This is a genomic window from Chromobacterium sp. HL1 (genome assembly GCF_057418835.1).
Genome location: NZ_CP162399.1, coordinates 1,265,140 through 1,277,896 on the forward strand (window position 1 = coordinate 1,265,140; position 12,757 = coordinate 1,277,896).

Annotated in this window: 10 protein-coding genes; 3 read left to right on the forward strand and 7 right to left on the reverse strand. The window is 65.9% G+C overall.

The window, feature by feature from the left end:
- Nucleotides 1-155 precede the first annotated feature (155 nt).
- The 3 genes from moaA (at nt 156) to AB1Z25_RS05995 (ending at nt 3,813) form a co-directional block, all read left to right on the forward strand.
- Complete coding sequence (gene moaA / locus AB1Z25_RS05985) at nt 156-1,130, forward strand: GTP 3',8-cyclase MoaA (protein ID WP_235089544.1); 975 nt, start codon at nt 156-158, stop codon at nt 1,128-1,130.
- Between the two features lie 10 nt (nt 1,131-1,140).
- On the forward strand, nt 1,141-3,075 hold the full coding sequence (locus tag AB1Z25_RS05990) for a type IV pili methyl-accepting chemotaxis transducer N-terminal domain-containing protein (protein WP_107799005.1): 1,935 nt from the start codon (nt 1,141-1,143) through the stop codon (nt 3,073-3,075).
- A 69-nt stretch (nt 3,076-3,144) separates the two neighbouring features.
- Nucleotides 3,145-3,813, forward strand: a complete 669-nt coding sequence (locus AB1Z25_RS05995) for a response regulator (protein WP_107801745.1) — start codon at nt 3,145-3,147, stop codon at nt 3,811-3,813.
- Between the two features lie 52 nt (nt 3,814-3,865).
- On the opposite strand, the gene kdpE is transcribed toward AB1Z25_RS05995, so the two are convergent.
- From kdpE to AB1Z25_RS06030, 7 genes are all read right to left on the reverse strand, one after another.
- Entirely contained in the window at nt 3,866-4,567 is a 702-nt protein-coding gene (gene kdpE / locus AB1Z25_RS06000) for a two-component system response regulator KdpE (RefSeq protein ID WP_319792925.1), read from the reverse strand.
- Nucleotides 4,568-4,581: 14 nt separating this feature from the next.
- Nucleotides 4,582-7,272, reverse strand: coding sequence for a DUF4118 domain-containing protein (locus tag AB1Z25_RS06005; protein WP_486636808.1), 2,691 nt, complete (start codon nt 7,270-7,272; stop codon nt 4,582-4,584).
- Nucleotides 7,273-7,326: 54 nt separating this feature from the next.
- A complete protein-coding gene (gene kdpC / locus AB1Z25_RS06010) occupies nt 7,327-7,899 on the reverse strand; it encodes a potassium-transporting ATPase subunit KdpC (protein WP_253315319.1) in 573 nt (190 codons plus the stop codon).
- A gap of 20 nt (nt 7,900-7,919) precedes the next feature.
- Entirely contained in the window at nt 7,920-10,040 is a 2,121-nt protein-coding gene (gene kdpB, locus AB1Z25_RS06015; RefSeq protein WP_486636809.1) for a potassium-transporting ATPase subunit KdpB, read from the reverse strand.
- Nucleotides 10,041-10,062: 22 nt separating this feature from the next.
- Nucleotides 10,063-11,886 (reverse strand): potassium-transporting ATPase subunit KdpA, encoded by a 1,824-nt coding sequence (gene kdpA, locus AB1Z25_RS06020; protein ID WP_253315318.1) that lies wholly within the window; start codon nt 11,884-11,886, stop codon nt 10,063-10,065.
- Nucleotides 11,887-11,888: 2 nt separating this feature from the next.
- Nucleotides 11,889-11,978, reverse strand: coding sequence for a K(+)-transporting ATPase subunit F (gene kdpF, locus AB1Z25_RS06025; RefSeq protein WP_019103745.1), 90 nt, complete (start codon nt 11,976-11,978; stop codon nt 11,889-11,891).
- 452 nt (nt 11,979-12,430) lie between these two features.
- Nucleotides 12,431-12,622: a hypothetical protein gene (locus AB1Z25_RS06030; protein ID WP_146176613.1), complete on the reverse strand. Its 192-nt coding sequence runs from the start codon at nt 12,620-12,622 to the stop codon at nt 12,431-12,433.
- Nucleotides 12,623-12,757: the final 135 nt, after the last annotated feature.

Here is a 12,757-nt window from a genome sequence, read left to right on the forward strand (position 1 = left end):
CCTAGTCACAAGTGACTAGGGGCCGGCGTGCTTTGGTTGGACTGCGAATTGTTGGGCTAGCTAGTAAAATGGAATCAGGAAATATCAGATTGGCGGCGACAGCCGGGCCACTTGGTTGCGACTAAGCGGTATCATTGGCTGCCATGGAGGAACTCATGCTTACCGACCGCTTCGGGCGCTCCATCGAATACCTGCGTCTGTCCGTGACCGACCGTTGCGACCTGCGTTGCAATTACTGCCTGCCCAAAGGCTTCAAAGGCTTCGAAGAGCCGGCCAACTGGCTGACCTTCGACGAGATAGAACGCGTGGTGGCGGCTTTCGCGCGCCTGGGCACGCGGCGGCTGCGGCTGACCGGCGGCGAACCGCTGCTGCGCCGCAATCTGCCGGAGCTGGCGGCGCGCCTGTCCGCGCTGCCCGGCCTCAACGACCTGTCGCTGACCAGCAACGCCACTCAGCTGGCGCGCCACGCCCAGGCGCTGCGCGCCGCCGGAGTCAGCCGCGTCAACGTCAGCCTGGACTCGCTGCGCCGCGATTGCGTGCACGACATCACCGGCAGCGACAGCCTGCCGCGGGTGATGGAAGGGCTGATGGCGGCCAAGGAGGCCGGCTTTTCCCCGATCAAGATCAATATGGTGGCGATGAAGGACGTCAACGACGCCGACATCGGCGCCATGGTCGCCTTCTGTATCCAGCATGGCTTCGTGCTGCGGCTGATCGAAGCCATGCCCATGGGCGACACCGGCCGCGCCGCCAGTTACCTGGACTTGCAGCCGGTGCTGCGTCAGCTGCAAACCGAATTCGACCTGGTCGAACAGGCCGCCACCCTGGGGGGCGGCCCGGCCCGCTACTGGAAAACCCGGGACGGCGGTTTCTCGCTGGGCCTGATCACGCCCATTTCCCAACATTTCTGCGCCACCTGTAACCGGGTACGGCTGTCCGTGGACGGCACGCTCTACATGTGCCTGGGCCAGGAAGAAAGCTTTGAGCTGCGCCCTCTGCTGCGCGCCGGCGTCAGCGACGCCGAACTGGAAGCGGCGATCCGCGCGGCGATAGAACTGAAACCGGAGCGACATGAATTCAGCGAGAAGCCGAAAAAGCTGGTGCGCTTCATGTCGATGACCGGTGGCTAGGGCGACGGCGATGCGGCTGAACGTGTCCCCGGTGCTGGGCGGCCCGCTGGGCCAGCGGCTCAGCGCCAAGATCGTCGGCGTGCTGGCGATTTTTCTCTTGGTGGCGCTGGGTTCCATCGGCGCCACGCTGTGGCTGTCCTGGCAGCAGGAGGGCGGCGCGGCGGCGATCAACGACGCCGGCAGCCTGCGCATGCGCGTTACCCGGCTGGCGCTGGATTTGCAGCTTAGCGGCCAGGACGGCGCGCGCGCCGACGCGCTGCGCCGCGACATGGTCAATTACGAAGCCATCTTGCAGCGGCTGCGCCGCGGCGACCCGGCGCGCCCGCTGCTGGTGCCGCGTCAGGCGGACATCCAGCAGGCGCTGACCCAGGTGGAAACGCAGTGGCGCGAGCAACTGAAACCGGTGTTGCAGGATGCGCTGACGCGGCCCGGCGACAACGCGGCGGAGGCCGCCCGTTTCGCCGAGCGCGTGGCGCTCTACGTGGCGGACATCAACACCTTCGTCAGCGGCATGGAGGCCTACAACGCCCGCAACACCGATTATCTGCGCCTGCTGCAGCTCTTGCTCGCCAGCATGGCGGTGGTGGGCACCGTCGCGCTGATTTATCTGATGCTGTTGATCGTGCTGCGGCCGCTGGACAAGCTGCACCAGGGCATACGCCGGCTGGCGGCCGGCGATTACAGCGTGCGGGTGCCGGTGGAGACCGACGACGAATTCGGCCAGGTCAGCACCGGCTTCAATCTGATGGCGGCCTGTCTGTCCGAATCCCACGCCACGCTGGAAGAGCGGGTGCGCGGCAAGACCGCCAGCCTGCAGCAGAAAAACCAGGAATTGGCGCTGTTGTACGAAATCACCTCCTTCTGCAATCAATCCCAGCCGCTGGAAGCGCTGTGCAAGGGCTTCCTCGCCCGGGTGATGCGCGCCTTCGACGCCGACGGCGGCGCGGTGCGCTTGACCGATCACGGCCAGGGCATGGTGTTCGTGGTGGCCGACGACGGCTTGCCGGAAGGGCTGCTGCGCGAAGAGCATTGCCTGAAAGTGGGCGACTGCCTGTGCGGAGAAGCCGCCGCCAAGGCAGAGAGCCGGGTGGAGAATATGCGCGGCCTGCCGGACAAGCAGTGCAGCCGCGAAGGCTTCCGCGTGGTCAGCGCCTTCCCGGTGGCGACGCAAAACCGCACCTTGGGCATTTTCAATCTGCATTTCCGACAGGCGCGCATCCTGCCGCCGCAGCAGGTGAGGCAACTGGAGATGCTGGGCCAGCACCTGGCGGTGGCGATAGAAAACCTGAGGCTGGCGGCCAAGGAGCGCGAACTGGCGGTGCTGGAGGAGCGCAATCTGGTGGCCCAGGGCCTGCACGACAGCATCGCCCAGGGCCTGTCCTTCCTGAATCTGCAAACCCAGATCATGCGCCAGGCGCTGGACAGCGGCGACCCGGGCCTGGTGGACGACACGCTGGCCTTGTTCGAGGCCGGGGTCAAGGAAAGCTACGACGATGTGCGCGAGCTGCTCAACAACTTCCGTTCCAAATTGTCGGAAAGCCTGAGCCAGGCGGTGAGCAGCCTGCTGGACAAATTCCGTAAGCAGACCGGGATGCGGGTGGAGCTGCGCTCCACCGGAGCCGGCGCGCCGCTGATGCCGGAACAGCAATTGCAGATCCTGTTCATCCTGCAGGAGGCGCTGTCCAATGTGCGCAAGCACGCCGAGGCCAGCCAGGTCACGGTCAGCCTCAGCGACGACGGCGAGGTCTTCGTGCTCAGCGTGTTGGACAACGGCGTCGGTTTCGATCTGGATACCGTGCGCAACAAGGGCGACGGCCATTTCGGCCTGTCCATCATGCAGGAGCGCGCACAGCGCGCCGGCCTGCAACTGGACATCGAATCCACTCCGGAGGCGGGCACCCTGGTCAGCCTGCTGCTGCCGCGCGCGCGGCGCATGGCCGCTTGAGCCACTGGCGCGGCGGCTAGACAGCTCTCATACTGTCTATATCTGAATTTGAAAGACCCGGACTCGATGATGTCTGAACAGACCATACGCATTTTGCTGGTGGACGATCACACCTTGTTCCGCAGCGGAATCAAGGCCTTGCTGGCGCGCCAGGCGGCTTTCGACGTTGTCGGCGAGGCGGCCGACGGCGCCGAGGGCGTCAAGCTCGCCAAGCAGCTGGACCCGGACGTGGTGTTGCTGGACCTGAACATGCCGGGCATTTCCGGCGTGGAGGCGCTGACCCTGATGCTGCAGGACCAGCCCAAACGGGCGGTGGTGATGCTGACGGTGTCCGAGGAGGCCGACGATCTGACCGCGGCCTTGAAGGCCGGCGCGCGCGGCTATCTATTGAAAAACATCGACGCCGACTTTCTGACCCAGGCGGTGGCGCGCGCCGCCGCCGGCGAATCGGTGATGAGCGATTCGATGACCGCCAAGCTGATGGCCCAGTTCCGCCACGGCGCGGCCGCGCCGGTGGAGCCGGCGGAGCAGGAGCTGGACCGGCTGACCCCGCGCGAACGCGAAATCCTCGGCTTTCTGGCCCAGGGCAAGAGCAATAAGGAAATCGCGCGCAGCCTGGATCTGGCCGAGAGCACGGTCAAGATCCATGTGCAGAACATCCTGAAGAAGCTCAGCCTCAGCAGCCGGGTGCAGGCGGCGGTGTTCGCGGTGGAGAACGGGGTGGGGCGCAGCGCGTAAGCGGCTGCGCGCGGTCCTGGCCCCCATGAACAGCTTCTAAGCGGCGGTCCGCTCAGCCCTCCACCAGCCGATAGCCGACTCCGGTCTCGGTGAGGATGTGGCGCGGCATCGCCGGATTGTCTTCCAGCTTCTGCCGCAGATGGCCCATATAGACGCGCAGATACTGGTTGTGCTCCGAGAACGACGGCCCCCATACCGCCAGCAGCAGTTCGCGATGGGTGATCACCTTGCCGGCGCTGCGTATCAAGGTGGACAGCAGCCGGTACTCTATCGGCGTCAGATGCACCGCCGTTTCCGCCTTGGCCACCTGCCGGTTGACCAGGTCCACCTTGATGTCGCCGAACTGGAACACCTGTTGCGCGGCGGCGCTGCCGTGGGTGCGGCGGCGCAGCAGCACGCGGACGCGCGCCAGGCATTCGGCCACGCCGAAGGGCTTGGTCAGATAGTCGTCGGCGCCGGCGTCCAGCGCGGCCACCTTCTCGGTTTCCTGGGTGCGCGCGGACAAGACCAGGATGGGCAGATCGGTCCATTCGCGCAGCTGTTTGATGGTGTCCTGGCCGTTCATGTCCGGCAGGCCCAGGTCCAGGATCACCAGGTCCGGCTTGCGGGTGGCCACTTCGATCAGGCCTTGCTTGCCGGTTTCCGCCTCGTGGACGGTCAGGCCTTCTTCTTCCAGCGCCGCGCTCAGAAAGCGGCGTATCGGTTTCTCGTCTTCAATGACGACGATGCTGATCGGTGCGTCTTGCATGGTCATGGTTTTCTTTTGAGTTAGGGCGTCTCATCCGGCGGCAGCGCCGGCGCTTGACCGGCCGGCAGGCTGAAGCGGAATTCCGCGCCGTGCGGCGAGCGGTTGCGCGCGCTGATGCGGCCGCCGTGGATTTCCACGATGGAGCGGCAGATCGCCAGGCCCAGCCCCACGCCGGGGGTGCTGGACTCCGCCGCGCCGCGCGAGAATTTGTCGAAGGCGCGCTGTTCCATATTGGGCGGCAGGCCGGGGCCGTCGTCGCTGACCGACACCAGCACCTCCGCGCCTTCGCGCCGCGCCGCCAGCGTGATGCGGCTGCCTGGCGGCGTGTATTTGCCGGCGTTTTCCAGCAGGTTGACCAGCACCCGCTCCAGCAGCACGGCGTCGTATTCCAGCACCGGCAGGTCCGGGTCCAGCTCCAGCCTCAGTTCCCGGCCGCGCAGGCCGCGTTCGGCGGCGCGCAGCGCGCTGCCCACCACCTCGTCCAGCATCTGCCATTCCTTGTTCAGCTTGACGCCGGATTGCAGCCGCGCCATGTCCAGCAGATTGGTCACCAGCTTGTTCATGCGCAGCGCCTCGTCCTGGATGGCGGCGGCGATCTCGGCGCGCTGATCGTCGTCCACATTGGGCGAGCACAGCCGCTCGGACAGGCCGGCCATGGTGGTCAGCGGGGTGCGCAGATCGTGGGACACCACGGACAGCACGCTGTTGCGCAGCCGCTCGGATTCCATCGCCACGATGGCGTCCTGCGCCACTTCCACGTAATGCACGCGCTCCAGCGCCAGCGCGATCTGGGCGGCGCAGGTTTCCAGCAGTCTTTGCTGTTCCGGCAGAAAGGCCTGATCGGTGACTTCCGGCAGCAGCGCGATCACGCCGCGGTTGCGCATCGGCGCGCGCAGCGGCACGTAGAGCGCGGCGTTGGCGGGCAGGGTGTTGGTGCCGAGGCCGGCCGGCTGCTGATGATCGTAAACCCATTGCGCGACGCCGATGTCGGCATGGCCGCGGTCTTCGCCGGCCAGGCGCAGTTCGTCGCCGCTATTGGGCAGGAACAGGTTGACCTTGGCGGCGAACAGCGGCTCCAGCCGGCCGACGGCGGTGTCCACGATCTGGGCGGCGGTCAGCGCGCCGGCCAGTTCGCGGCCCAGATCGTACAGCGCGCGGGTGCGGCGTTCGCGATAGGTGGAGATATTGGCGGCGAAGCGCAGCCGGGCGGTGAGCTGGCTGATGATGGCGGCCACCAGCAACATCACCACGAAGGTCATCAGGTACTGGGTGTCGGTGACGGCGAAGGACATCTGCGGCGGCACGAAGAAAAAGTCGAAGGCCGCCACCGACAGCAGCGAGGCCAGCATGCCGGGGCCGCGGCCGTAGCGCACCGACACCAGCACCACCACCAACAGGTAGATCATGATGTCGTTGGCCAGCGCCACATGGGGAATCAGCAGGCCGGCCAGCAGCGTGGTCAGCAGGCAGGCGACGGCGGCGGCGATGTAGCCGGCGCGGGAGCGCGGGCTGTCCTGCTCTTCGAACAACAGGCTGGCGCCGGTCTTGGCGGCGCCGGCGTCCTCCGCTTCCAAGTCGTGGGCCACCACGTAGAGATCGATGTCGCCGGAGCGGCGGCTCAGCTCGTTGACCAGGGTAGGGCGCCACAGCCGCGACCAGCGGCCGCGGACGGATTTGCCCACCACCAGCTTGGAGACGTTGCGGCTGCGGGCGTAGGCCAGCAGCGTGGGCGCCAGTTCGTTGCCGCCCAGCACCGTGGTTTCCGCGCCCAATTCCTGCGCCAGCCTCAGGCCCTTGAGCACGCGGGCGCGCTGCTCCTCGGACAGTTTTTGCTGGCGCGGCGTTTCCACGTAGACGGCGATCCAGTCCGCGTCCAGATTGGCGGCCAGGCGCTTGGCGCTGCGGATCAGCTTGTCGATACCGGCGCTGGCGCCGACGCAGACCAGCAGCCGCTCGCGCGCATGCCACACCGGGTTGATGGCCTGATCGGCGCGGTAGGCGCGCATCTGCGCGTCCACGCGGTCGGCGGTGCGGCGCAGCGCCAGTTCGCGCAAGGCCAGCAGATTGCCCTTGCGGAAGAAGTTCTTCACCGCGCGCTCGGCCTGCTGCGGCAGGTAGACCTTGCCGGCGGCCAGCCGGCCCAGCAGCTCGTCCGGCGGCAGGTCCACCAGCGCCACTTCGTCGGCGCGGTCGAACACGTGGTCGGGCAGGGTTTCGCGCACCACGATGCCGGTGATCTGTCCGACCACGTCGTTCAGGCTTTCCAGATGCTGGACATTGAGGGTGGTGTAGACGTCGATGCCGGCGGCCAGCAGCTCCTCCACGTCCTGCCAGCGCTTGGGGTGGCGCGAGCCGGGCGCGTTGGAGTGGGCGAATTCGTCCATCAGGATCAGCTGCGGCCGGCGCGCCAGCGCCGCGTCCAGATCGAACTCGGACAGTTCGTGACCCTTGTAGGCGATCCGCCGCGGCGGCAGCAATTCCAGGTCCGCCAGTTGCGCCTGGGTTTCCTTGCGGCCGTGGGTTTCCACCACGCCCACCAGCACTTGCACGCCTTCCTGGCGCCGGGCGCGGGCCGCCGCCAGCATGGCGTAGGTCTTGCCGACCCCGGCGCAGGCGCCGAAGAATATCTTCAGCCGGCCGCGTTGGGCGTCCAGTTCTTCGCGTTTCAGTTCATCCAGCAGCGCGTCCGGATCGGGACGGATGTCGGGCATGGCTTGTCCTGTTTTTTTAGCCGCGGAAGCCGGGGATTCCGCGGCTCGTTCTTATCAGCCGCGCCGCTGGTCCAGCGCCAGGTTCAATTCCAGCACATTGACGCGCGGCTCGCCAAGCAGGCCGAAGGTTTCGCCTATCACCCGGCTCTCCACCAGCTTGCGCAGCGCGGCCGGCTCCATCTTGCGGGCGGCGGCGACGCGCTCCAACTGGTAGAAAGCCGCGGCGGCGGAAATTTCAGGGTCCAGGCCGCTGGCCGAGGCGGTGACCAGGTCCACCGGCACCGGGCCGGTCTGTCCCGGATGGGCGGCGCGGATGCGTTCCACATTGGCCTTCACCGCGTCCAGCTGCGCCGGGTTGGTGGGGCCCAGGTTGGAGCCGCCGGACCCGCCGGCATTGTACGGCATTGGGCTGGTGGCGGACGGGCGGCCCCAGAAATATTGCGGGCCGGTGAAGTTCTGGCCTATCAGCCGCGAGCCGACGATCTTGCCGTCGCGTTCGATCAGGCTGCCGTTGGCCTGGAAAGGGAACAGCGCCTGGGCGGCCCCGGTGGTGAGCAAGGGGTAGGCGAGGCCGGTGATCAGGGTCAGGCCGCCGAACACCACCAGCAGCGGGCGTAACAGTTTCATTTGCTTTGTCCTTTCAGTGCTTATGCCAGGCTCAGCGTGCCCAGCAGCATGTCGATCAGCTTGATGCCAGCGAAGGGCACCAGCAGGCCGCCCAGGCCGTAGATCAGCAGGTTGCCGCGCAGCAGCTCCGCCGCGCTCTTGGCTTGATACTTGACCCCCTTCAGCGCCAGCGGGATCAGGAACACGATGATGACGGCGTTGAAGATCACCGCCGACATGATGGCCGAGGCCGGGCTGTTCAGGCCCATCACGTTCAGCGCGTTCAATTGCGGATAGGTGCTGGCGAAGGCGGCCGGAATGATGGCGAAGTATTTGGCCACGTCGTTGGCGATGGAGAAGGTGGTCAAGGAGCCGCGCGTCATCAGCATCTGCTTGCCGATTTCCACGATCTCGATCAGCTTGGTGGGGTTGGAATCCAAGTCCACCATATTGCCGGCTTCCTTGGCCGCCTGGGTGCCGGTATTCATCGCCACCGCCACGTCGGCCTGGGCCAGCGCCGGCGCGTCGTTGGTGCCGTCGCCGGTCATTGCCACCAGCTTGCCCTCGGCCTGATGGCTGCGGATCAGCTTGAGCTTGGCTTCCGGCGTGGCTTCGGCCAGGTAGTCGTCCACGCCGGCCTCGGCGGCGATGGCGGCGGCGGTCAGCGGGTTGTCGCCGGTGATCATCACCGTCTTGATGCCCATCTGGCGCAGCTCGGCGAAGCGCTCCTTGATGCCGCCCTTGACGATGTCCTTCAGTTCGATCACGCCCAAGGCGCGATTGCCTTCCGCCACCAAGAGCGGGGTGGAGCCGCGGCGGGCCACTTCATCGGCGCTTTTCGCCAGCGCGTCCGGGAACTGGCCGCCCAGTTCGGCGATGTGGCGGCGGATGGCGTCGATAGCGCCCTTGCGGATCCGGCGGCCATCGTAGTCTATGCCGCTCATCCGGGTTTGCGCGGTGAAGGGGATGAACGCGGCTTCATGGCTGGCCAGCTCGCGCTGGCGCAGATTGAACTGCTTCTTGGCCAGCACCACGATGCTGCGGCCTTCCGGGGTTTCGTCGGCCAGCGAGGCCAGCTGGGCGGCGTCGGCCAAAGCCTGTTCGCTGACGCCGGGCGCCGGAATGAAGGCCGAGGCCTGGCGATTGCCCAGGGTGATGGTGCCGGTCTTGTCCAAGAGCAGCACGTCCACGTCGCCGGCGGCTTCCACCGCGCGGCCGGAGGTGGCGATCACGTTGGCGCCCATCATCCGGCTCATGCCGGCCACGCCGATGGCGGACAAGAGGCCGCCGATGGTGGTGGGGATCAGGCATACCAGCAAGGCCACCAGGGTGGTGATGCCGATGGGCGAGCCGGCCTTGGCCGCTTCCACGCTGAACAGCGAGAAGGGCAGCAGGGTGACGGTGACCACCAGGAAGACGATGGTCAGCGCCACCAGCAGGATGGTCAGCGCGATCTCGTTCGGCGTTTTCTGGCGCTTGGCGCCTTCCACCATGGCGATCATGCGGTCGAGGAAGGTTTCGCCCGGGTTGACGGAAATCCGCACCACGATCCAGTCGGACAGCACGCGGGTGCCGCCGGTGACCGAGGAGAAATCGCCGCCGGCCTCGCGGATCACCGGCGCGGATTCACCGGTGATCGCGGACTCGTCCACCGAGGCCACGCCTTCGATCACCTCGCCGTCCACCGGGATCACGTCGCCGGCTTCCACCAGCACATAGTCTCCCTTGCGCAGGCTGCTGCCGTCGATCACGGTCTTGCCGGCGTCGTGGCTGGGGCCGGACAGCTTCTTGGCCACCACGTTTTTCTTGGCCGAGCGCAAGCTGGCCGCCTGGGCCTTGCTGCGGCCCTCGGCCAGCGCTTCGGCGAAGTTGGCGAACAAGACGGTGAACCACAGCCACAGCGCCACCGCCAGGATGAAGCCGGACGGCGCCTCGCCCTGGCCGGCCAGGGACTGAACCCACAGCGCGCTGGTCAGGATGCTGCCGATGTAGACGACGAACATCACCGGGTTGCGCCACTGGGCGCGCGGCGACAGCTTCTTGAAGGAGTCGACGATGGCCGGTTTCACCAGGCTGGGGTCCAGCATGGATTTGGCCGCGCTCCTGTGGCCCGCTTGAACGGGCTGGGCGGCCGGCAGTTTGGAATGATTGATATCGTTCATTTTATGAGTCCTCCCGCAAGGTTCAGCGACCGCTGATCATCTGCAATTGCTCGACGACCGGGCCCAGCGCCAGCGCGGGAACATAGTTGAGCGCGCCCACCAGCAAGACGGTGCCTATCAGCAGCACCACGAACAGCGGGCCATGGGTGGGCAGGGTGCCGCCGGTGACGGCCAGCCGCTTCTTGGCGGCCAAGGAACCGGCGATGGCCAGGATGGGCACGATCATGAAGAAGCGGCCGAAGAACATGGCCACCGCGGTGGCGACGTTGTAGAAGGGCGTGTTGGCGGACAGGCCGGCGAAGGCGCTGCCGTTGTTGTTGGCGGCCGAGGTGAAGGCGTACAACACCTCGCTGAAGCCGTGGGCGCCGGGGTTGAGGACGCCGGCCTTGCCGGAGGCGGCCAGCACCGCGATGGCGGTCAGCGTCAGCACCAGAACCGGGGTGACCAGAATGGTGATCGCCGTCATCTTCATCTCATGGATTTCTATCTTCTTGCCCAGGTATTCCGGGGTGCGGCCCACCATCAGGCCGGAGATGAACACCGCCAGGATGGCGAAGATCAGCATGCCGTACAGGCCGGAGCCGACGCCGCCGAACACCACCTCGCCCAATTGCATCAGGAAGGTGGGCACCAGGCCGCCGATCGGGGTCAGCGAATCGTGCATGGCGTTGACCGCGCCGCAGGAGGCGGAGGTGGTCACCGCGATGAACAGCGAGGTGTCGATGACGCCGAAGCGGGTTTCCTTGCCTTCCATATTGCCGCCGGCCTGCAAATGGCTGGCCTGCTGATCCACGCCCATTGCGCTCAGCTGCGGCACGCCGGCCTGTTCCGCGCCGGTGGCCGTTACGACCGCGCAGACGAACATCACCGTCATCGCGGCGATGATGGCCCAGCCTTGGCGCTGGTCGCCCACCATGCGGCCGAACACGAAGCACAGCGCCGCCGGGATCAGGAAGATGGCCAGGCTTTGCAGGAAGTTGCTCAGCGGGGTGGGGTTTTCAAACGGGTGCGCCGAGTTGGCGTTGAAGAAGCCGCCGCCGTTGGTGCCCAGCAGCTTGATCGCTTCTTGCGAGGCCACCGGCCCCATGGGCAGCGTTTGCTGCTGGGTGCTGGCGTCCGCCATCACCGGCTTGCCGTCGGCGCCCAGGACCGCGTTGCCCTGAGCATCGGTCTTGGCCTGCTGATAATGGGTGGTTTCCACCGTCTGCGCGTTTTTATAGGCGGACAGGTTCTGGATCATGCCCTGCTGGCTGAAGGCCAGCGCGAACACGAAGGACAGCGGCAGCAACACGTAGAGAGTGAAGCGGGTGACGTCCACCCAGAAGTTGCCGATCTTGGCCGAGCCGTGACGGACAAAGCCGCGCACCAGGGCCAGCACCACCGCCGCGCCGGTGGCGGCGGACAGGAAGTTCTGCACCGTCAGGCCCAGCATCTGCACCAGATAGCCCATGGTGGATTCGCCGCCATAGCCCTGCCAGTTGGTGTTGGTGACAAAGGAGATCGCGGTGTTGAACGCGGAATCTGGCGCCACCGCGCCCATGCCTTGCGGGTTGAACGGCAGCCAGCCCTGCAAGCGTTGCAGCAGATACAAGGCCAGCGCGCCCAGCACATTGAACAACAGCAAGGCGACGGCGTAGCCGCGCCAGCCCATGTCTTCGTCCGGCTTGACGCCGGCCAGCCGGTAAAAGCCGCGCTCCAGCGGCGCGAACAGGCGCAGGGGGCCGACATTGTCGCCCTGCATCACGCGGGCGATATAGGCGCCCAGCGGCCAGGCCAGCGCCAGCAGCACCAGCAGGAACAAGCCCAGCTGCAAGGGTGCGGCCGAGCCGATGAAATTGGCGAACATGATTAAAAATTCTCCGGCTTAAGCAGTGCGTAGATCAGATAGCCAAGCAGGCCCAGCGCGATCAGCGCGCTGAGCAGATACCAGACGCTCATTCCTTTTCTCCCAGTTTCCGGCAGCCGGCGACGAAGCCGCAGGCCAGCGCGCCGAACAACAGGACGAGTCCCAGATAGACGACATCCATCATGAAAATCTCCATTTGAATCAGTAATGGAAAGGTACTGAAGCCGGCGTCAAAAACCCGATAAAAGCCGTTGGATAGAGATAAAAATCGCGTAAAAATCGATGGGAAATCGCCGTTTGGCGCAAATTCGGACGGATTTCGGCGGGAAAAGGAATTTTCTTTATGCGCGCGGAGGCGGAGACGCAGGGGACAACGGGCGGACGACCGGCGTCGCTGGACGCGGGCGCGGCGGCGGGAAACGAAACGGGCGGCTCGGCACAGGCGGCAAGCGCGCTGTCCGCTTCAAGGCAGGGAGGTTGCGGCGTGGCGTATGGCTGGGCCGCTAACCGTCAACAGGCGGCAAGCCGCCAGTGGGCAAGGTGTTCAGAACAGGTCGTCGCAGCGGTCGGCCAGGAATCGGGCATCGTCCCGATCGTGCGCGCGCTGGCGCACTTTCTGCTGGCGCGACCTCTCAGCATCACTCAACTGAGGCTTGGCGACCGCATAGAGAAAACTCTCGTGCTGGTCTCTAGCCTGCTTTCTGCGAACACTCAGAGGAATACGGGAAGTCATCATCCTTGCACCTCTCGGTCACGTACTTGTGTGAGGCCAGGGCAAACCCTGACCCTTTGACATTGACGCTATTTTCGCGATTTGTAAAGCCCTGTTTGCTTGTGATTAGGAGCAAATCGGACTTGGGCATTCCAGCGG